At 70.4% G+C, this 19,062-nt stretch carries 17 protein-coding genes; 5 read left to right on the top strand and 12 right to left on the bottom strand.

Annotated elements, in window-relative coordinates; translation table 11 throughout:
* The first annotated feature begins 112 nt into the window (after window positions 1-112).
* Window positions 113-517 carry a hypothetical protein gene (locus O7543_RS01970; protein ID WP_281550451.1) on the top strand — a complete coding sequence of 135 codons (405 nt, stop codon included), beginning with the start codon at window positions 113-115 and terminating at the stop codon, window positions 515-517.
* Here the strand turns inward: O7543_RS01970 and uvrB are convergent.
* The 3 genes from uvrB to rpsA form a co-directional block, all read right to left on the bottom strand.
* Window positions 510-2,627 (bottom strand): excinuclease ABC subunit UvrB, encoded by a 2,118-nt coding sequence (gene uvrB / locus O7543_RS01965; RefSeq protein WP_123602454.1) that lies wholly within the window; start codon window positions 2,625-2,627, stop codon window positions 510-512. The genes O7543_RS01970 and uvrB overlap by 8 nt on opposite strands.
* A 282-nt stretch (window positions 2,628-2,909) precedes the next feature.
* Window positions 2,910-4,103: a dephospho-CoA kinase gene (gene coaE, locus O7543_RS01960; protein ID WP_281550452.1), complete on the bottom strand. Its 1,194-nt coding sequence runs from the start codon at window positions 4,101-4,103 to the stop codon at window positions 2,910-2,912.
* 197 nt (window positions 4,104-4,300) lie between these two features.
* Window positions 4,301-5,818 carry a 30S ribosomal protein S1 gene (gene rpsA / locus O7543_RS01955; RefSeq protein ID WP_278170007.1) on the bottom strand — a complete coding sequence of 506 codons (1,518 nt, stop codon included), beginning with the start codon at window positions 5,816-5,818 and terminating at the stop codon, window positions 4,301-4,303.
* A 516-nt stretch (window positions 5,819-6,334) separates the two neighbouring features.
* Between rpsA and O7543_RS01950 the strand changes: the two genes are divergently transcribed.
* The 4 genes from O7543_RS01950 to O7543_RS01935 all read left to right on the top strand — a co-directional run bounded on the left by O7543_RS01950 (window position 6,335) and on the right by O7543_RS01935 (window position 8,514).
* Window positions 6,335-7,129, top strand: a complete 795-nt coding sequence (locus O7543_RS01950; protein WP_281550453.1) for a class I SAM-dependent methyltransferase — start codon at window positions 6,335-6,337, stop codon at window positions 7,127-7,129.
* Window positions 7,130-7,201: 72 nt separating this feature from the next.
* Window positions 7,202-7,825 carry a Uma2 family endonuclease gene (locus O7543_RS01945; RefSeq protein WP_281550454.1) on the top strand — a complete coding sequence of 208 codons (624 nt, stop codon included), beginning with the start codon at window positions 7,202-7,204 and terminating at the stop codon, window positions 7,823-7,825.
* A 49-nt stretch (window positions 7,826-7,874) separates the two neighbouring features.
* Window positions 7,875-8,144, top strand: coding sequence for a DUF2945 domain-containing protein (locus O7543_RS01940; RefSeq protein ID WP_281550455.1), 270 nt, complete (start codon window positions 7,875-7,877; stop codon window positions 8,142-8,144).
* Window positions 8,134-8,514, top strand: coding sequence for a DUF3140 domain-containing protein (locus O7543_RS01935; protein ID WP_278170011.1), 381 nt, complete (start codon window positions 8,134-8,136; stop codon window positions 8,512-8,514). Before O7543_RS01940 ends, O7543_RS01935 begins: the two co-directional genes overlap by 11 nt.
* Before the next feature lie 11 nt (window positions 8,515-8,525).
* Here O7543_RS01935 and polA read toward each other — a convergent pair whose 3' ends face one another.
* The 9 genes from polA to O7543_RS01890 form a co-directional block, all read right to left on the bottom strand.
* Complete coding sequence (gene polA / locus O7543_RS01930) at window positions 8,526-11,213, bottom strand: DNA polymerase I (RefSeq protein ID WP_281550456.1); 2,688 nt, start codon at window positions 11,211-11,213, stop codon at window positions 8,526-8,528.
* Between the two features lie 101 nt (window positions 11,214-11,314).
* Window positions 11,315-12,100 (bottom strand): amino acid ABC transporter ATP-binding protein, encoded by a 786-nt coding sequence (locus O7543_RS01925; protein ID WP_281550457.1) that lies wholly within the window; start codon window positions 12,098-12,100, stop codon window positions 11,315-11,317.
* Window positions 12,100-12,969, bottom strand: a complete 870-nt coding sequence (locus O7543_RS01920; protein ID WP_281550458.1) for an amino acid ABC transporter permease — start codon at window positions 12,967-12,969, stop codon at window positions 12,100-12,102. Before O7543_RS01920 ends, O7543_RS01925 begins: the two co-directional genes overlap by 1 nt.
* A gap of 142 nt (window positions 12,970-13,111) precedes the next feature.
* Entirely contained in the window at window positions 13,112-14,011 is a 900-nt protein-coding gene (locus O7543_RS01915; RefSeq protein WP_281550459.1) for an ABC transporter substrate-binding protein, read from the bottom strand.
* Between the two features lie 40 nt (window positions 14,012-14,051).
* Window positions 14,052-14,762 (bottom strand): ABC transporter ATP-binding protein, encoded by a 711-nt coding sequence (locus O7543_RS01910; RefSeq protein ID WP_281550460.1) that lies wholly within the window; start codon window positions 14,760-14,762, stop codon window positions 14,052-14,054.
* Window positions 14,752-15,570, bottom strand: a complete 819-nt coding sequence (locus O7543_RS01905; protein ID WP_281550461.1) for an ABC transporter ATP-binding protein — start codon at window positions 15,568-15,570, stop codon at window positions 14,752-14,754. The genes O7543_RS01910 and O7543_RS01905 overlap by 11 nt, the downstream gene beginning before the upstream one ends.
* Window positions 15,563-16,672, bottom strand: coding sequence for a branched-chain amino acid ABC transporter permease (locus O7543_RS01900; protein WP_281550462.1), 1,110 nt, complete (start codon window positions 16,670-16,672; stop codon window positions 15,563-15,565). The genes O7543_RS01905 and O7543_RS01900 overlap by 8 nt, the downstream gene beginning before the upstream one ends.
* Entirely contained in the window at window positions 16,669-17,619 is a 951-nt protein-coding gene (locus tag O7543_RS01895) for a branched-chain amino acid ABC transporter permease (RefSeq protein ID WP_281550463.1), read from the bottom strand. Before O7543_RS01895 ends, O7543_RS01900 begins: the two co-directional genes overlap by 4 nt.
* A gap of 99 nt (window positions 17,620-17,718) precedes the next feature.
* The gene (locus O7543_RS01890) at window positions 17,719-18,882 is read right to left on the bottom strand and encodes a branched-chain amino acid ABC transporter substrate-binding protein (protein WP_281550464.1); all 1,164 of its coding nucleotides are present in this window, start codon (window positions 18,880-18,882) and stop codon (window positions 17,719-17,721) included.
* Between the last annotated feature and the right edge of the window lie 180 nt (window positions 18,883-19,062).

Raw genomic sequence — 19,062 nt, 5'->3', positions numbered from 1 at the left:
CTCCCTCCGTTCGCGACCGAGGGTAAGCAGAACGTAGCGAGATTTCAAGACTTGAATATCCACCAGTTGCGGCGAAGCATGGGATTCCCACGAGATACAACTTGGAGGAACAGTGAGCGACGCTTCGGTTCCGGTGCAGTTCCTGCTGATCGAGCCGGTCGACCCGGTGGACGGGGCGCCTGAGTTTCCAGCCGTCGGGTGGGGTCTGGAGTACGCCGACGAGGCACTGGTCTACTTCCGGCACCCGCAGCGGGAGATCCGCGAAGTCGGCATCTTCCGCACCGTCGAGGACGCCTGGACGTTCTACCTGCAATGGGGTGAGCTGGAGCTGGTCCGCCCCGGCGAGCCGGGCTGGCCTGCCACGCCTGCCCAACCGACACCACAGCCCGGCCAGACCGCGCCCGACAGACAAGGCGACGACGAGGCAGGACTCGACGACACGTGGGGGCTACTGTGGCGGGCCAGCCAGCGCCCCGGTGCCGAGCTGGCCCAGCTCTACCCCGGACGGCTCAGCTGACGCCGGCGACGTCCATCGCCCGCAGCTCCTTCTTCAGCTCGGAGATCTCGTCGCGGATCCGGGCGGCCAGCTCGAACTGCAGCTCGCGGGCGGCGTTCAGCATCTGGTCGTTGAGCTCCTGGATCAGCTGAGCCAGGTCGGCGCGGGCCATCCCGGCACTCGACGGGGTGGCGGTGCCCCGGCCCTTGCTGCGGGTCTCCGGCACCGGGCCCTTGCCGCGCGACATCTGCCGTCCGGAGCCGCCGACCGACCGACCGGCGAGCGCGCCGTCGGTGTCGTCGGCCTCCCGGTAGATGTCGTCGAGGATGTCGTGGATCTTCTTGCGCAGCGGCTCCGGCGAGATGCCGTTGGCCTCGTTGTACGCCACCTGCTTGGCCCGACGCCGGTTCGTCTCGTCGATCGCGTCCGCCATCGACGGGGTCATCTTGTCGGCGTACATGTGGACCTCGCCGGAGACGTTACGGGCGGCCCGGCCGATGGTCTGGATCAACGACCGGCCGCTGCGCAGGAAGCCCTCCTTGTCGGCGTCAAGGATCGCCACCAGGGACACCTCGGGCAGGTCCAGGCCTTCGCGGAGCAGGTTGATGCCGACCAGTACGTCGTAGTCGCCCTTGCGCAGCTCGCGCAGCAGCTCGACCCGGCGCAACGTGTCGACCTCGGAGTGCAGGTAGCGCACCCGGATGCCGTGCTCCAGCAGGTAGTCGGTGAGGTCCTCGGCCATCTTCTTGGTCAGCGTGGTGACCAGCACCCGCTCGTCGCGGTCGGTGCGCAGCCGGATCTCGTGCATAAGGTCGTCGATCTGGCCCTTGGTCGGCTTGACCTTGACCTGCGGGTCGACCAGGCCGGTGGGGCGGATCACCTGCTCGACGAACTCACCGGCCGCCTGCTCCAGCTCCCACGGCCCGGGGGTGGCCGACAGGAACACCATCTGGCCGACCCGCTCCAGGAACTCGTCGAAGCGCAGCGGCCGGTTGTCGGCGGCGCTGGGCAGCCGGAACCCGTGGTCGATCAGCATCCGTTTGCGGGAGGCGTCGCCCTCGAACATGCCGCCGATCTGCGGGATCGTCACGTGCGACTCGTCGACGACGGTGACGAAGTCGTCCGGGAAGTAGTCCAGCAGGGTGTGCGGCGGACTGCCGTAGTCGCGGCCGTCGATGTGCATCGAGTAGTTCTCGATGCCGGAGCAGAAGCCGACCTGACGCATCATCTCGATGTCGTACGTGGTGCGCATCCGCAGCCGCTGCGCCTCGAGGAGCTTGCCCTGCCGGTCCAGCTCGGCGAGCCGGTCGGTCAGCTCGGCCTCGATGTCGCGGATCGCCCGCTCCATCCGCGCCGGCCCGGCGGCGTAGTGCGTGGCCGGGAAGATCAGCAGCTGGTCGACCTCGCGCACCACGTCACCGGTCAACGGGTGCAGGTAGTAGAGCCGCTCGATCTCGTCACCGAAGAACTCGATCCGGACCGCCAGCTCCTCGTACGCCGGAATGATCTCCAGGGTGTCGCCGCGGACCCGGAAGGTGCCCCGGCTGAACGACAGGTCGTTGCGGGCGTACTGGATGTCGACCAGGCGGCGCAGCAGCGAGTCGCGGTCCTGCTCGGCGCCGGCGGTCACCTTGACCGCGCGCTCGAGATACTCCTGCGGGGTGCCCAGGCCGTAGATCGCCGAGACGGTGGCGACCACGATCACGTCGCGGCGGGTCAGCAGCGACATGGTCGCCGAGTGGCGCAGCCGCTCCACCTCCTCGTTGATCGAGGAGTCCTTCTCGATGTAGGTGTCGGTCTGTGGGATGTACGCCTCGGGCTGGTAGTAGTCGTAGTAGGAGACGAAGTACTCCACCGCGTTGTGCGGCATCAGCTCGCGGAACTCCTTGGCCAGCTGGGCGCAGAGCGTCTTGTTGGGGGCCATCACCAGGGTGGGCCGCTGCAGCCGCTCGACCAGCCAGGCGGTGGTGGCGCTCTTGCCGGTGCCGGTCGCGCCGAGCAGCACCGAATGTCGGTCGCCACGACGCACCCGGCGCTCAAGCTCGTCGATGGCTGCCGGCTGGTCGCCGGCCGGCGAGTAGTCGCTGACGACCTGGAAGCGGCCGTCCAGTCGCGGGATGTCGAGCGCCATGGCCCCAACCTACGCCGTGGGTCCGACAGAGTGCCGCCGGTCGCGGATCGGCATCGATATTGTCATTGTGTGGGTTGCCTCACCCGCGATACCGTGACAGGGTAGGCCGCTCGCGGCGGCCGCGCGGACCACCGGCAGCGCCCATCGCGGCGCGCCACGGGTCCGGGTGTTCGGGTAGCTGCCCTGGCGCCAGCCGGTGAGCGCACCCGAAGTTGTCACGCCCCGCGTGACCCGGCCGCCGCGAGCGCCCCACCTACTCATCCCGCGCTGGCTGGTCCGTCGTCACGGCTGCCAGCCGGTCTCCTCGATCCACCGCAGCAGGCGTGGCCAGACCTGGTCGAACCACGGCTCCTTGGCTCCGGCGTACTCCCGGGTGGTCGGCGCGGTCGCCGCGATCCGCCGCTTGACGGCCAGGTAGTCGGCCCGCACGCCCGCATCGGCGCGCAGCAGGTCCCGGAACGCCAGCGCGTAGCGCCAGCCAGGTGAGCCGCCGACCCGCACGTGCAGGTTGACCGGTCGGCCCGGGTCGGCGTTGCCGTGCAGCCGCTTCGGCCAGTGTTCGCCCGGCCGGCCGGTGGCCGGGTCAGGTTTCGGGTTGTCCCACCGTCCGCCGGGGAACCGGGGGAACCCGGCTGCGGCGAGGGCGGCGGCGCACCGGTCCGCGTCGTCCAGCGACTCGACGGTGAGCTGAATGTCGATGACGTCCTTGGCCGGCAGACCGGGCACCGAGGTGGAGCCGATGTGGTCGACCCGCTGTCCGACGCCGACCGCCCGCCGTATCCGGGCGGCCAGCCGGTCGAACTGCTCCGGCCAGGTCGGGTCGGGTTCGGCGAGGACCGCCCGCGGCGGGCGCGGCGCGGTCCGGCCGGCCCGCAGGTTCGCCTCGTAGGGCACCAGCCGGTCCCGCCAGAGCCGGTCGACGGTGACGGTGAGGTCGTCGCGACTACCGTCGTTGGCCAGCAGGACGTCAGCGGCGGCCCGGCGTTGCGCGTCGTCGGCCTGGGCGCGGATCCGGGCCCGCGCGTCGTCGGGTGCCATCCCCCGGTCGCGGGTCAGCCGTTCGACGCGCAGCTGCTCGGCCGCGGACACCACGACCACCAGGTGGTACGTGGCGGCCAGCCCGGTCTCCACCAGCAGCGGTACGTCGTTGATCACGACCGCGTCGGGCGGGGCGGCGGCGGTCAGCTCGGCGGTCCGGGCCCGGACCAGCGGGTGCACGATCTCCTCCAGCCGGCGCCGCGCGGCCGGGTCGGCGAAGACCCGGGCGCCCAGGGCGGGCCGGTCCAGGGCACCGTCGTCGGCGACGACGTCCGGCCCGAAGGCCGCGACGACCCGGGCCAGCCCGTCGGTGCCGGGCGCCACCACCTCCCGGGCCAGCCGGTCGGCGTCGACGATCACCGCGCCGTGTGTGGCGAGCCGGTTGGCGACGGCGCTCTTGCCGGCGCCGATGCCGCCGGTGAGACCTACCCTCAGCATGTCGCCCAGTGAACCGGATCGGCTGCCCGGCCGGTCCGCCGGGGCTCGTGTCCGCCGGATCGGGTCAGTGGGTGGTCCCACAGGGGCGGGGCCGCACAGTGGGCGCGGCAGACAGCGGTGCGCCACGACAGACAGCGGTCCCGCCGGGCGTAATGCCCGGCGGGACCGCTGTCTGTGTCAACCGGTGTTGCTATGCCTCAGCTCTTGCCACCGGCCAGCTTCTCCCGCAGCGCGGCGAGCGCCTCGTCGGTGGCGAGGGTGCCGGCCGGCTCCTCGCTGGCCCGCGACGGAGTCGAGCTGGAGGTGGCCCCACCACCGCCGCCACCGCCACCGCCCGCGGGGGCGGCGACCGGCGGAGCCGGGTTGGCGGCGGCGTCCGCGTCGGCGGCCCGGGCGGTCTGCACCTGCCGGGTGTGCGCTTCCCAGCGGTTGCGGGCCTCGGCGTACTGCTGCTCCCAGGTCTCCCGCTGCTTGTCGAAGCCTTCCAGCCACTCCCCGGTCTCCGGGTCGAAGCCTTCGGGGTAGATGTAGTTGCCCTCGTTGTCGTACGTGGCGGCCATGCCGTACAGCGTCGGGTCGAAGTGCTCCTCGCCCTCGACGAAGCCCTCGTTGGCCTGCTTGAGCGACAGCGAGATCCGGCGACGCTCCAGGTCGATATCGATGACCTTGACCATGACGTCGGAGCCGACCTGGACGACCTGCTCGGGGATCTCGACGTGCCGCTCGGCGAGCTCGGAGATGTGCACCAGGCCCTCGATGCCGTCGTCGACGCGGACGAACGCACCGAACGGCACCAGCTTGGTCACCTTGCCGGGCACGATCTGCTGGATCGCGTGGGTCCGGGCGAACTGACGCCACGGGTCTTCCTGGGTGGCCTTCAGCGACAGCGAGACCCGCTCGCGGTCCAGGTCGACGTCGAGCACCTCGACCTCGACCTCCTGGCCGACCTCGACCACCTCGGACGGGTGGTCGATGTGCTTCCAGGACAGCTCGGAGACGTGCACCAGACCGTCCACCCCGCCGAGGTCGACGAAGGCGCCGAAGTTGACGATCGAGGAGACGACGCCCTTGCGGACCTGCCCCTTCTGCAGCTTGTTGAGGAACTCGGTGCGCACCTCGGACTGCGTCTGCTCCAGCCAGGCCCGGCGGGACAGGACCACGTTGTTGCGGTTCTTGTCCAGCTCGATGATCTTGGCCTCGAGCTCCCGGCCGACGTACGGCTGCAGGTCACGGACCCGGCGCATCTCCACCAGCGACGCGGGCAGGAAGCCACGCAGCCCGATGTCCAGGATCAGACCGCCCTTGACCACCTCGATGACCGAGCCACGGACGACCCCGTCCTCGTCCTTGATCTTCTCGATCGTGCCCCACGCGCGCTCGTACTGGGCGCGCTTCTTCGACAGGATCAGCCGGCCTTCCTTGTCCTCCTTCTGCAGGACAAGGGCTTCGATGTGGTCGCCCACCGAGACAACGTCGGCTGGGTCCACGTCGTGCTTGATCGACAACTCGCGCGAGGGGATGACGCCCTCGGTCTTGTAGCCGATGTCGAGCAGGACCTCGTCCCGGTCGACCTTGACGACGGTACCTTCCACGATGTCGCCGTCGTTGAAGTACTTGATGGTCTCGTCGATCGCCGCGAGGAAGGCTTCCTCGGTGCCGAGGTCGTCGACGGTGACCTTGGGGGCGCTCGAGGTGGCCTCGATGCTGCTCGTCATGTGGGCGGTTGCTCCGGATCGGATGGGTGTCACTGCTGGCTTGTCGTTGCGGTGACCTGGCGTGGCTCACGGATCCGCCGGCGGGCACACCGCGACGATGACGTCTTCGTCACCGACCGTGACCGAGGGGATCATCGACCGCCGCTGCCATCATCGGATGTAACCGCCGACCGCGGACCTGCTCCCTGCCGAGGCACACGATCCGCGAGCGCATCGTCTAGCCTACCGGTTGCATTACCACAGCGTGCAAGCCCTCCCGGGAGCTATCCGGGCGCACATGTCGGTGGTTGGGAAAAATCGGACCCACAGGCGGGGATTCCCGCGCTTTCGGGGACTCGCTGTGACCGAGATCACACCCGTTTCGCGGGCCGTCAAGCGTAGCACGCCGAGCCGGTAACGCTCCCACGCGACGCTACCCGTACCGTCTGCGCCGTGACCACCGCGACACCCACGCCCGGCGGCGGACCCGACGGCGGGCCGGATTCCGACCTCCTCCCGGATTCCGACCAACCCAGAGTGACCAGGCACGAGGTCACCGACCAGCAGGCCCGGCAGGCCAACCGACGCTGGTGGGACGCCGACGCCGACGACTACCAGGCCGAGCACGGCGCGTTCCTCGGCGACGCCGACCTGCGCTGGTGCCCGGAAGGGCTGCGGGAGGCCGACGCCGGGCTGCTCGGTGACGTCGCCGGGCGGCGGGTGCTCGAACTGGGCTGCGGGGCGGCCGCCGGCAGCCGGTGGCTCGCCGGACAGGGTGCCCGCGCCGTCGCGCTGGACCTGTCGGCGGGCATGCTGCGCCAGGCCGTCGCCGGCGCCGACCGCACCGGCGTACGGGTGCCGCTGGTGCAGGCCGACGCGCTGACGCTGCCGTTCGTCGACGCCGCGTTCGACACCGTCTGGACCGCGTTCGGCGCGGTGCCGTTCGTCGCCGACTCGGCGGCCGTGATGCGCGAGGTGCACCGGGTGCTGCGCCCCGGCGGGCGCTGGGTCCTCGCCGTCACCCACCCGATGCGCTGGATCTTCCTCGACGACCCTGGCGAGCGCGGCCTGGTCGCGGTGCACTCCTACTTCGACCGGCGGCCGTACGTGGAGACCGACGACGACGGCACCCCCAGCTACGTCGAGCAGCACCGTACGCTCGGCGACCGGGTCCGCGAACTCGTCGCCGCCGGGTTCCGGCTGCTCGACGTCGTCGAACCGCCGTGGCCGGACGGGCACGAGCAGATCTGGGGGCAGTGGAGTCCGCTGCGCGGGCGGCTCTTCCCCGGCACCGCGATCTTCGTCGCGGACCGGCCGCCAACGACCGGCTGAGACGGCCGTCGCGCACCGCGCCGCACCGGTCGCCGGCCCTCGCCAGCACCCCGACGACCGTACGCTGACCGGGTGAGCGCCGAGCCGATCCATCCTGCCGCAGCGTCCGGCGGGGCGCGGACCGCACCGTGGCAGCCGGACCCGGTCCGGCAGCAGCTGGCTGACTACAGCATCGAAGACGTCCTCGCCCTGCCCGCCGACGCCCCCCGCGTCGAACTCCTCGACGGAGTCCTCACCGTGGTTCCCTCCCCCACTCTCGACCACCAGGACATCTCGTCCCTGCTCTGCGCCTGGCTGCGCCGGCACGCGCCGGACGGCTACCGGGCCACCCAGGCGGTCGGGGTCGCCGTCGGGCCACGCAACACCTACGAGCCCGACGTGCTGCTGCACCGCGCCGAAGGCAGCCGCGACCGGCACTACCTGACCCCCGACGAGGTGCTGCTGGTCGTCGAGGTGGTCTCCCCGGCCACCCGCCGCCGGGACCGGTTCCACCGGCCCGCCGGGTACGCCGCCGTCGGCATCGGCCACTACTGGCGGGTCGAGCAGGATCCGGTGCGGATCTACGTCTACCAGCTCGGCGACCGGCCGGGCGCCAGCGGCGAGCGGGAGTACGCCCTCGTCGCCGAGTCCGCCGACCTGCTTGAACTCGACGCCCCGTTCCCGGTGAAGCTGCCGATCTCCGAGATCACCCCGTAGACCTTGCGCCGGCGGGATTGCCGGCCCGGCCGGCGGGTACCCGGCCGCCATGGCGAGGAACAAACGCCCCCGCGAGGGCGACCGGCCCGACCAGCGGCCCGGCCGACCGGTTGAGCATCCCCGACCCGGTGACCGGGTCAACTGGCGCAGCCACGGGGTGACCGTGCCGGGCACCGTCGAAGAGGAGATCACCACCCGGCGGGAGGCAGCCGGCCGTACGGTGGTCGCCGACCAGGAGCACCCGCAGTACCGGGTCCGCAGCGACAAGTCCGGCCGCGACGCGGTGCACAAGCCGGAGGCGTTGCGCCGTGCCGAGTGACCGCACCCGCACCGCCGGGCACCGCCCGACCCGGACCGACGCGTCCGACGGCGCGGCGGCGTACCGGGCGTTCGTCGAAGCGGTCAACATGAGCCCGGGTGAGCTGGAGAAGTGGCTGCGTACCCCGGAGTCGACCGCCGCCGGGCAGCACCACGACGGCGGCGAGTCGGTGGGGCACGCCTCCGGCCGCCGGATCGTCGACCTGCTGCGGACCAAGCGGGAGGCATTGTCCGACGACGACTACGCGCACATGCGCAAGGTGGTCGGGTACGTGCACCGGCACCTGGCCCAGCGTCCGTCCGGCGACGTCAGCGACACCCGGTGGCGGCACTCGCTGATGAACTGGGGGCACGACCCGCTGAAGGCGTGACCGGCGGCAGGTCAGTGCCCGGCGGTGTGCCAGTCGGTGCCGACCCCGACGGAGACCTCCAGCGGCACCGACAGCGGGTGGGCGCCGCCCATCTCGCGGCGGACCAGGCTCTCCAGCTCGGCCCGCTCCCCCGGCGCCACCTCGAAGACCAGCTCGTCGTGCACCTGCAGCAGCATCCGCGACCGCAGCGACGAGGTGCGCAGTGCGGTGTCGACGTGCAGCATCGCCACCTTGATCAGGTCGGCGGCGGAGCCCTGGATCGGGGCGTTGAGCGCCATCCGCTCGGCCATCTCCCGGCGCTGCCGGTTGTCGCTGACCAGATCCGGCAGGTAACGACGGCGGCCGAGGATGGTGGAGGTGTAGCCGTCCTGGCGGGCCTGGCCGACCAGCGCCTGCAGGTAGTCACGGACCCCACCGAACCGGCGGAAGTACTCCTCCATCAGCGCCTTCGCCTCGTCGGTGGCGATGCCGAGCTGCTGGGACAGGCCGAAGGCGCTCAGCCCGTACGCCAGCCCGTAGTTCATCGCCTTGATCCGCCGGCGCTGCTCGGCGTCGACCGACTCCAGCGGCACCTGGAACACCGACGCCGCGGTGACGGCGTGGAAGTCCTCGCCGGAGTTGAACGCGTCGATCAGCGCCTCGTCGCCGGACAGGTGCGCCATGATCCGCATCTCGATCTGGCTGTAGTCGGCGGTCAGCAACGACTCGTAGCCGGCCCCGACCACGAACGCCCGCCGGATCCGGCGGCCCTCCTCGGTGCGGATCGGGATGTTCTGCAGGTTGGGGTCGGTGGAGGAGAGCCGGCCGGTGGCGGCCACCGTCTGGTTGAAGGTGGTGTGGATCCGGCCGTCGTCGGAGATCGACTTGAGCAGCCCGTCGACCGTCGACTTGAGCCGGGCCACGTCGCGGTGGCGCAGCAGGTGGGCCAGCAGCGGATGCTCGGTCTGGGCGAACAACCACTGCAGCGCGTCGGCGTCGGTGGTGTAACCGGTCTTGATCTTCTTCGTCTTGGGCAGCCCCAGGTCGGTGAAGAGGATCTCCTGCAGCTGCTTGGGCGAGCCGAGGTTGAACTCACGGCCGATCACCCCGTACGCGGCCTGGGCGGCGGCCTTGACCTCGGCGGCGAACTGCGCCTCCAGCTCGGTCAGGTACTCGGTGTCGGCGCCGATGCCGGCCTGCTCCATGCCGGCGAGGACCTCGACCAGCGGCAGCTCGACGTCGGCGAGCAGCCGGGTCGAGGCGTCCCCGTCGCGGGCCAGCTCGGCGTCGATCGCCGCCGCCAGGTCGAGGGTGGCCCGGGCACGCAGCATCAGGTTCTGCTCGACCTCGCTCTGCGGGCCGAGCCCGTCGAGGGTCAGCTGGCCGTCGTCCGGGGCGTCGACCCGCAGCTCCCGGTGCAGGTAGCGCAGCGCCAGGTCGACCAGGTCGTAGGAACGCTGGTCCGGCCGGGCCAGGTAGGCGGCGAGCGCGGTGTCCCGGTCGATGCCGTCCAGCGACCAACCGTGCGCGGCGAACGCCAGCCGGGCCGGTTTGCTGTCGTGCAGCACCTTGCGCCGACCGTCGTCGGCGAGCCAGCCGGCGACCGCCGCCTCGTCGGCCGGGTCCAGCGCGGCCGGGTCGAACCAACCGGCGGCCCCGGCGGCGGTGGCCACCGCGATCGCGGTCAGGGCGCCGGTGCCCCGGCCGAAGCTGCCGGCGACCGCGACGCCGACGCTGGCCCCGGCCGGAGCGTGCGCGGCCAGCCAGGGGGCGACCGCCCCGGCGCCGAGCACCTCGCCGGCCAGGTCGAAGCCGGCTTCGGCCTCCGGCTCGACGGCGTCGAGGTACTGGTAGAGCCGGTCCCGCAGGATCCGGAACTGCAGGGTGTCGAAGACCTGGTGGACGGCTTCCCGGTCCCACCCGGTCCACCGAGAGTCGGCCGGGGTGAGCGGTAGATCCAGATCAGCCACCAGACAGTTGAGCTCGTAGTTGCGGATCACGTCGGCGAGCCGCTCCCGCAGGCTCTCCCCCGCCTTGCCCTTGATCTTGTCGGCCTGGGCGATCACCCCGTCCAGGCCGCCGTACTGGCTGATCCACTTGGCGGCGGTCTTCGGACCGACGCCGGGCACCCCGGGAAGGTTGTCGCTGGACTCGCCGACCAGCGCGGCCAGGTCGCGGTAGTGGCCCGGCCCGACGCCGTAGCGGGCGGTGACCGCCGACGGATCCATCCGGGCCAGGTCCGACACACCCTTACGCGGGTAGAGCACGGTGGTCCGGTCGTCGACCAGCTGGAAGGCGTCCCGGTCGCCGGTGCAGATCAGCACCTGCATGCCGGCGTCGCGCCCCTGGCTGGCCAGGGTGGCGATGACGTCGTCGGCCTCGTAGTTGTCCTTGGTGACGTACGGGATGCGCAGCGCGGCCAGGACCTCCTGCACCAGGCTGACCTGGCCGGCGAAGTCGGCGGGGCTCTCCGAACGGCCGGCCTTGTACTCGGCGTACCGCTCGGTGCGAAACGACCGGCGGGACACGTCGAAGGCGACCACGATGTGGGTCGGCCGCTCGTCGCGCAGCACGTTGATCAGCATCGAGGTGAAGCCGTAGACCGCGTTGGTCGGCTGGCCGGTGCTGGTGGAGAAGTTCTCCACGGGCAGCGCGAAGAACGCCCGGTAGGCCAGCGAATGGCCGTCGAGCAGCAGCAGGCGGGGCGCGTCGTCGGTCACGTCAAGCGACTCTAGTCGTGGGGTACGACACCGCGCCGGGCGGCTCGCGCCGGGCGCGGCGGCCTCGCGCCGGGCCCGAGGTCACCGCACCTCGCGCGAGGTCACAGCACCTTGCTGAGGAAGGCCCGGGTCCGGTCGTGCCGCGGATCGGCCAGGACCTGCCGGGGTACGCCCGACTCGACCACCACCCCGCCGTCCATGAAGACCAGCGAGTCACCGACCTCCCGGGCGAAACCGATCTCGTGGGTCACCACGATCATCGTCATCCCGTCCCGGGCCAGGTCCCGCATCACGTCCAGCACCTCACCGACGAGTTCCGGGTCCAGCGCGCTGGTCGGCTCGTCGAACAGCATCAGCTTGGGCCGCATGGCCAGCGCGCGGGCGATGGCCACCCGCTGCTGCTGCCCACCGGACAGCTGCCCCGGGTAGGCGCCCGCCCGGTCCGCCAGGCCCACCCGGTCGAGCAGCGCCGCCGCCAGCTCACGGACCGCCGGCCGGGGCTGGCGGCGGACCCGCAGCGGCGCTTCCATCACGTTGTCCAGCGCGGTCATGTGCGGGAACAGGTTGAACCGCTGGAACACCATGCCGATCTGCTGGCGCTGCGCGGCCACCTCCCGGGCGGGCAGCTCGTGCAGTCTGCCGCGCCGCTGCCGGTAGCCGACCAGTTCCCCGTCCACCCGGATCCGCCCGGCGTCGATCTTCTCCAGGTGGTTGATGCAGCGTAGGAAGGTCGACTTGCCGGAGCCGGACGGCCCGATCACGCAGCACACCTCACCGGGCCGGACCGCCAGGTCCACCCCGGTGAGCACGTCGACCGGGCCGAACGACTTGTGCACGTTCTCGGCGTGCACCATCAGGGTGTCCGACCCGGCGGGCGGCGTGGTCATCAGGTCCCCTTCGCAGCAACGGTGCCGAAGCCGCGGGAGAACCGCCGTTCGACGAAGGACTGGCCGACCATCAGCACGCTGGTCAGCGCCAGATACCACAGGCAGGCGGCGACCAGCATCGGGAAGACCTGGAAGGTCCGCGAGCCGACCGCCGACAGTTGGAAGAACAGCTCGTTGGTGACCGGTACGAAGGCCAGCAGCGAGGTGTCCTTGAGCATCGCGATGGTCTCGTTTCCGGTCGGCGGCACGATCACCCGCATCGCCTGGGGCAGCACCACCCGACGCAGGGTCAGACCCTGACTCATGCCGAGCGCGGCGCACGCCTCGGCCTGGCCTGGGTCGACCGAGCCGATGCCGGCGCGGACGATCTCCGCCATGTACGCGGCCTCGGACAACGCCAGCCCGAGCAGGCCGGCGACGAAACCACTGATCGCGGTACGGGCGTCGAAGCCCCAGATCCGGGCCTCGAAGTCGGTGATGCCGAACAGCGCGCCGAGTTGACGGTCGAACGGCAGCCCGAACTCCAGCCGCTCCCAGAGGATGCCGAGGTTGCCGAAGAGCACCAGCAGCACCACCCGGGGTACCGCCCGGAAGAACCAGGTGTAGAGCCAGGCGACGCCGGCCAGGACCGGGTTGCCGGACAGGCGCATCACCGCGACCAGCACCCCGAGCGCGACGCCGATCACCATCGCGAGCAGGGTCATCGTGATGGTGGTCCGCACGCCTTCGACGATCGGCGGCCGGAACATGTTGTCGACCATGAACGTCCACTGGAACCGGTCGTTGGTGACCAGCAGGTGGACGAACATCGCGGCGAGTACGCCGAGCACGCCGACCGCCAACCAGCGGCCCGGCCGGCGCACCGGCACCGCCCGGATCGCCTCGGGTCGGTCACGTGCCGGCTCCGGCGAACCCGACTCGGGCGCCGGCCGCCCGGATGGGAGTGCCTCCCCGGACGGCGTCACGCCGTCCGGGGAGGAAGGGTTGTCCGCGGACATCGGCAGCCGGGGCTCAGGGGTTGACGGCCGGGTCGGTGATTCCGCCCGCCTCGACGCCCCAGTTGCTCAGCGCCTGCTCGTAGCCGCCGTCGGCGATGATCGCGTCGAGCGCTTCGGCCAGGGCGTCAGCGAACCCGGCCTGGTCCTGGGCGACCACATAGCCGTACGGCGCCGAGTCGTAGATGTCACCGGACAGTTCCAGTTCGCCGTTGGTCTGCTGGACCGCGTACGCGCAGACCGGCGAGTCGGCCAGCATGGCGTCGTTCTTGCCGGAGACCACCGAGGTGGTCGCCTGGTCCTGCCCCTGGAACTGTTCGATGACGATCTCGGGGTCGCCGGCGTCGACGCACGCCGCCGAGCGGGCCTCGATGTCCTCCACCTGCACGGTGCCGGCCTGGACCGCCACCCGCTTGCCGCAGGCGGCGTCCGGGTCGACCGGTTCCCCGGCCCGTGACGCCCACTGGGTGCCGGCCGAGAAGTAGGACACCATGTCGACCTGGGCCTTGCGCTCGTCGTTGATGGTGAACGAGGAGACCCCGATCTCGTACTTGCCGGACATCACCCCGGGGATGATGTCGTCGAACTGGCTGGGCACGTACTCGGTGGTCAGACCGAGCTTGCCCGCGACGGTGTTGAACAGGTCGACGTCGAACCCGATGACGGTGCTGCCGTCGGTGTCGAGGAACTCCGCCGGAGCGTAGGTCGCGTCGACGCCGACCAGGATCTTGCCGTCGGCCTTGATCTCGTCGGGGACGAGCGCGGCCAGCTCGTCGTCGGCCGACGCGCTCGGCGCGTCGCCGCCGGGCTGTTCGACGCTGTCCTGCTCACCGCAGCCGGCGACGGCCAGCAGCAGAGCGAGCGCCCCGGCGATGCCGGCGGCGGCCCGCCGGATCCGGTGATGTGAGGTGGTCACGTTTCCTCCGAGGGGGTGGTCGGGTCGTACCGGTGCCGGGTCAGGCGACACCGAGGTACGCCTCCTTGACGGCCGGGTCGTGCAGCAGGTCGGCGCCGGTGCCGGACTTGACGATCCGACCGGTCTCCAGCACGTACGCACGGTGCGCCCGGGACAACGCCTGTTGGGCGTTCTGCTCAACCAGCAGGACCGTGGTGCCCTGCTGGTTGATTTCCACGATGATGTCGAAAATCTGCTGGATCAGCATCGGGGCGAGCCCCATCGACGGCTCGTCGAGCAGCAGCAGCTTCGGTCGGCTCATCAGCGCGCGGCCCACGGCGAGCATCTGCTGCTCGCCGCCGGACAGCGTGCCGCCGTGCTGCCTGCGACGCTCGGCCAGCCGGGGGAACAGGCCCAGCACCCGGTCCAGGTCGGCGGCGATACCGGCGCGGTCGCGCCGGGTGTACGCCCCCATGTCGAGGTTCTCCAGCACCGTCATGCCGGGGAAGATCCCCCGGCCCTCAGGCGCCTGGCACAGTCCGCGCCGGACCCGCAGGTCGGCCCGGAGCTTGGAGATGTCCTCGCCGTCGAAGGTAATCCGCCCGGCGGCGATCGGCCGGATGCCGGAAATCGCACGCATGGTGGTGGACTTGCCGGCACCGTTGGCACCGATCAGTGCGACGATCTCGCCCTCGTTCACCGTCAGGCTGATGCCGTGCAGCGCCTGGATCCGCCCGTACAGCAGGCTGACGTCGTCGATCTCAAGCAGCATCGTCGGGCACTCCCAGATAGGCGGCGATCACCCGGTGATCGTCCCGCACCTCGGCGGGCAGACCTTCGGCGATCTTCTTTCCGAACTCCAGCACCACGATCCGGTCGGTGACCCCCATGACCAGACGCATGTCGTGCTCGATCAGCAGCACGGTGACGCCCCGGTCGCGGATCTGCCGGATCAGTTGGAGCAGCTCCTCCTTCTCTGCCGGGTTGAATCCGGCCGCCGGCTCGTCGAGGCAGAGCAGCACCGGGCTGGTGGCCAGCGCCCGGGCGATCTCCAGCCGCCGCTGTTCGCCGTACGACAGGTTGCGGGCCATTTCGTCGATCCGGTGCCCGATGCCGACGAAGTCCAGCAGGTCGCGGGCCTTCTCCCGGCCGTCACGTTCCTCGCGCCAGTGCCTCGGCAGCCGCAGCATCGCCGAGACGACGCTGGTCTTGTGGTGGGCGTCCGCGCCGACCTGGACGTTCTCCAGGGCGGTCATCTCGGGAAAGAGCCGGATGTTCTGGAACGTCCGGGCCATGCCCATCTTGGTGATCTGGTGACGCTTCTTGCCGGTGATCCGCTGACCGCGGAACCGGATCTCGCCCTCGGTGGGCCGGTAGATGCCGGTCATCGCGTTGAAGCAGGTCGTCTTGCCGGCCCCGTTCGGACCGATCAGGCCGAGGATCTCGCCCTTGTAGAGGGTGAAGTCCACGTCGTCCAGGGCGACCACACCGCCGAAGCGCAGCGTGACGTGGTCGACCTCGAGCAGGGGTTCGCGGGTCACGGCGGTCGGGCCGGTCCCGGTCGCTTCGGTGTCAGCCACCGACGGCCACCTCCTTACGGCGGTCCTTGAACTCGGCGGATCGTCGCCGGTTGGCGATCAGGCCCTGCGGTCGGAAGATCATCATGACGACGAGAGTCAGGCCGAAGACCAGGAACCGGTACTCGTAGAGCTCGACGCCGAACAGCTCGATGCCCCGGAAGCGTTCGATCAGGTACGCCACCAGGCCGCCACCGACGATCGCGCCGACGATGTTGCCGGAGCCGCCGAGGATCACCGCGGCCAGGATGATGATCGAGTTGAGCAGTTCGAAGTTCTGCGAGCTGACGAAGTTCTGCTTGCCGGCGAACAACGCGCCGGCCAGGCCACCGATCGCCGCGCCCATGGCGAACGCCCACAGCTTGAACTTGAAGGTGGGCACCCCCATCAGCTGGGCGGCGTCCTCATCCTCCCGGATCGAGACCCAGGCCCGGCCGACCCGGCTGCGGTTGAGATTGCTGACCAGGATCACCACCACGATGATCAGGGTGAGCACCAGCCAGTAGTACGGGCGGGCGTCCAGCACGCCGAAGACCGGTTTGCCGTCGGCGTACTCGCCGGGCGGGTGCGGGATCTGGTTGAGCCCGCGCTGGCCCTTGAGGAACTCGGAGCTGACCGCGGCGATCCGGATCATCTCGGCGAAGCCGAGGGTGACGATCGCCAGGTAGTCGCCGCGCAGCCGCAGGGTCGGGGTGCCGAGCATCAGACCGGAGATCATCGTGATGCCGATCGCCAGCGGCAGCGCCATCTCCCACTGCCAGAGCGTCTTCAGGTCGCTGCTCGGCGAGGTGAGCACCGCGACCGTGTACGCCCCGACGGCGAAGAAGCCGAAGTAGCCGAGGTCGAGCAGGCCGGCGAAGCCGACCACGATGTTCAGCCCGACCGCCAGCAGCACGTAGATGGAGACGGTGAACAGCACCTGACCGAAGTTGGACTCGGTGGTCGGGATCGGCCCGAGGTGCTGGTAGAAGCCTTCGTTGGGCAGGGCATAGAAGAACACCACCACGGCGGCGATCAGCACCCAGCGGGTCCACTTGGGCATGTGGTGCCAGCGGTCGGAGAGCTGGCCGCGTGCGTCGTGCAGCTTGGTCCGCAGACTGGTCATACCCGCGCCCTCCCCAGGGACTCGCCGAGTAGGCCGGTCGGCCGGAACATCAGTAGGACGACCAGCACGGCGAAGGCCACGAAGTCCTTCCACTGCGTACCGAACAGGCCGGAAGCGTAGTTCTCGACCACGCCGAGCAGGAAGCCGCCGAGCAGCGCGCCGCGCAGGTTGCCGATCCCGCCGAGCACGGCGGCGGTGAACGCCTTGAGCCCGAGCAGGAAGCCGACACTGTAGGTGAGCACCCCGATGCGGACGTTGTAGAGCAGGCCGGCGACGCCGGCCATCAGGCCGCCCATCACGAAGATGATCATGATGATCCGGTCCTTGTTGACCCCCATCAGCGCGGCGGTGTTCGGGTCCTGGGCGACCGCCCGCACGCCCCGGCCCATTCGGCTGCGGTTGATGAAGAAGTCAAGGCCGATCATCATGCCCAGCGCCGCGACGACGGTCAGCACCTGCACGATGCTGACCGGCACCCCGGCCACGGTGAACCACGGCTCGTTGCTGACGATGGTCGGCAGGCCCTGCGGCAACCGCCGGGTGTAGATGCCGAACGCCTCCGCCATCACGATGGACGCGCCGATCGCGGTGATCAGGAAGGCCAGCGGCGGCGCGTTGCGCTTGCGCAACGGCCGGTACGCGACCCGCTCGACCAGGGTCGCGGTCGCCGCCGACGCCAGCGCGGCGGCGACCATCGCGATCAGGAAGTAGAAGATGATCTGGCCCACTCCGCTGACCACCGAGTCCTGGGTCAGGCCGAGCGCGCCCCAGGTCCACAGCGCGGCGAACGCGCCGGCGATGAAGACCTCGGAGTGGGCGAAGTTGATGAGTCTGAGTACGCCGTAGACCAGCGTGTAACCCAGCGCGACCAGGGCATAGATGGCGCCCTGTGTCAAGCCGGTTGTGGTGAGCTCTCCGAAGTTCGAGAGCAGTCCGTTGACGTCCAAGGAGGGTGCTCCATCGAGGGCTGGGAAAAGAGTCGGGTGCGGCCGGGAGCGTGCTCCCGGCCGCACCCGCTAGACAGCTGATCTCGCCGATCGGGCAGATCAGGGCTTGGGGATCTCCTGGTCCGCCACGACCTCGCCGTCGACGACCTTGAACGCCCAGACGACGACCTGGTTGACGTCCATCTCGCCCTTGTCGTCGAACTTGTAGCTGGCCGCGACGCCTTCGCCTTCGTAGCCACGCACCCACTCGAGCAGCGCCTCGCGGGTGGTGTTGCCCTCCTTGATGCCCTCGAGCATGATGTTCGCCGCGTCGTAGGCGGTGTCGCTGTAGGTGCCCGGCGGGCTGCCGTGCAGCGCCTCGAAGTCGGCGGCGAAGCTGCCGCGCGCCTCGGTGGCCGGCTGGCAGGGGCAGGTGAGGATGGTGCCCTCGGCGGCGGCCGCACCGGCCGACTCGACGAACGCCGGGTCGTTGACGCCGTCACCGGCAACCATCGTCGCGGTGATGCCCGCGTCGGTGAGCTGCTTACGGATCAGGCCGGCCTCCTGGTAGTAGCCACCGAAGAAGACCGCGTCCGCTTCCGAGGAACGCACCTTGGTGACGGTCGCGGAGAAGTCGACCTGCTTGCCCTCGCCCTGGACCTTGTCGGAGTCGACGACCAGGTCGCCGAGGACGTTCTTGACCTCGTCGGCCAGCCCGGCACCGTACGCAGACTGGTCGTCGATGACGAACACCTTCTCCGCGTTCAGCACGTCGCGGATGTAGACGCCGGCGGCCGGACCCTGGCTCAGGTCGTTGCCGACGCCACGGAAGAAGGTCGGCCAGCCCTGGTCGGCCAGGCTCGGCCGGGTCGCCGACGGGGTGATGGTGACCAGACCGGCCTCGGCGAACAGCGGACCGGCCGCCTCCGACTCACCGGAGTACGCCGGACCGACGACGCCGAGCATCTTGTCGTCGTCGATGGCCCGCTGGGCCAGACCCGGCGCCTGGTCCGGACTGCCCTGCGAGTCCAGCCCAACCAGCTCGACCTTGCAGTCCGGGTTCGCCTCGTTGTACTGCTCGACCGCGAGCGCCGCGCCGTTGTTCTCGTTGATGCCGAGCGCCGCCGAGGGGCCGGTCAGCGCCCCGAAAAAGGCGATCTTGTAACCACACGCATCGCCGCCAGCTTCCGTGGTGTCGCCATCGCCGCTGCCGCAGGCGGCGCCGCCCGCGACGAGCGCCATCATGGCGACGCCGCCGAGCACGCGGACAAGATTACGCTTCAAGGCTCGAAACCTCCTAGATCCAATTGGCCCGAACCACCCACTGCCGATTGGCTCTTGCGGGAAGCACGCACCCGGCCGCTATCCCGGCCTTGGGGCGGGACGCTATCCCACCTGCCGGGCACGCCGTAAGGTCCAGGAAGGGCCGTTGACAAAAACGTTACGTAGCGTGGCCTGACTGCC

Origin of the sequence: Solwaraspora sp. WMMA2080 (genome assembly GCF_027497395.1) — a bacterium.
GTDB lineage: Bacteria > Actinomycetota > Actinomycetes > Mycobacteriales > Micromonosporaceae > Micromonospora_E.
The sequence above is the reverse complement of the archived record's forward strand: the minus strand, read 5'-3'. Positions and strand labels throughout refer to the sequence as shown.

Coding starts and splice junctions, on each gene's coding strand:
- uvrB (WP_123602454.1), bottom strand. CDS start 2,627: ATGGCGCTCGACATCCCGCGACTGGACGGCCGCTTCCAGGTCGTCAGC.
- coaE (WP_281550452.1), bottom strand. CDS start 4,103: ATGCTGAGGGTAGGTCTCACCGGCGGCATCGGCGCCGGCAAGAGCGCC.
- rpsA (WP_278170007.1), bottom strand. CDS start 5,818: ATGACGAGCAGCATCGAGGCCACCTCGAGCGCCCCCAAGGTCACCGTC.
- O7543_RS01940 (WP_281550455.1), top strand. CDS start 7,875: ATGGCGAGGAACAAACGCCCCCGCGAGGGCGACCGGCCCGACCAGCGG.
- O7543_RS01925 (WP_281550457.1), bottom strand. CDS start 12,100: ATGACCACGCCGCCCGCCGGGTCGGACACCCTGATGGTGCACGCCGAG.
- O7543_RS01910 (WP_281550460.1), bottom strand. CDS start 14,762: ATGCTGCTTGAGATCGACGACGTCAGCCTGCTGTACGGGCGGATCCAG.
- O7543_RS01900 (WP_281550462.1), bottom strand. CDS start 16,672: ATGACCAGTCTGCGGACCAAGCTGCACGACGCACGCGGCCAGCTCTCC.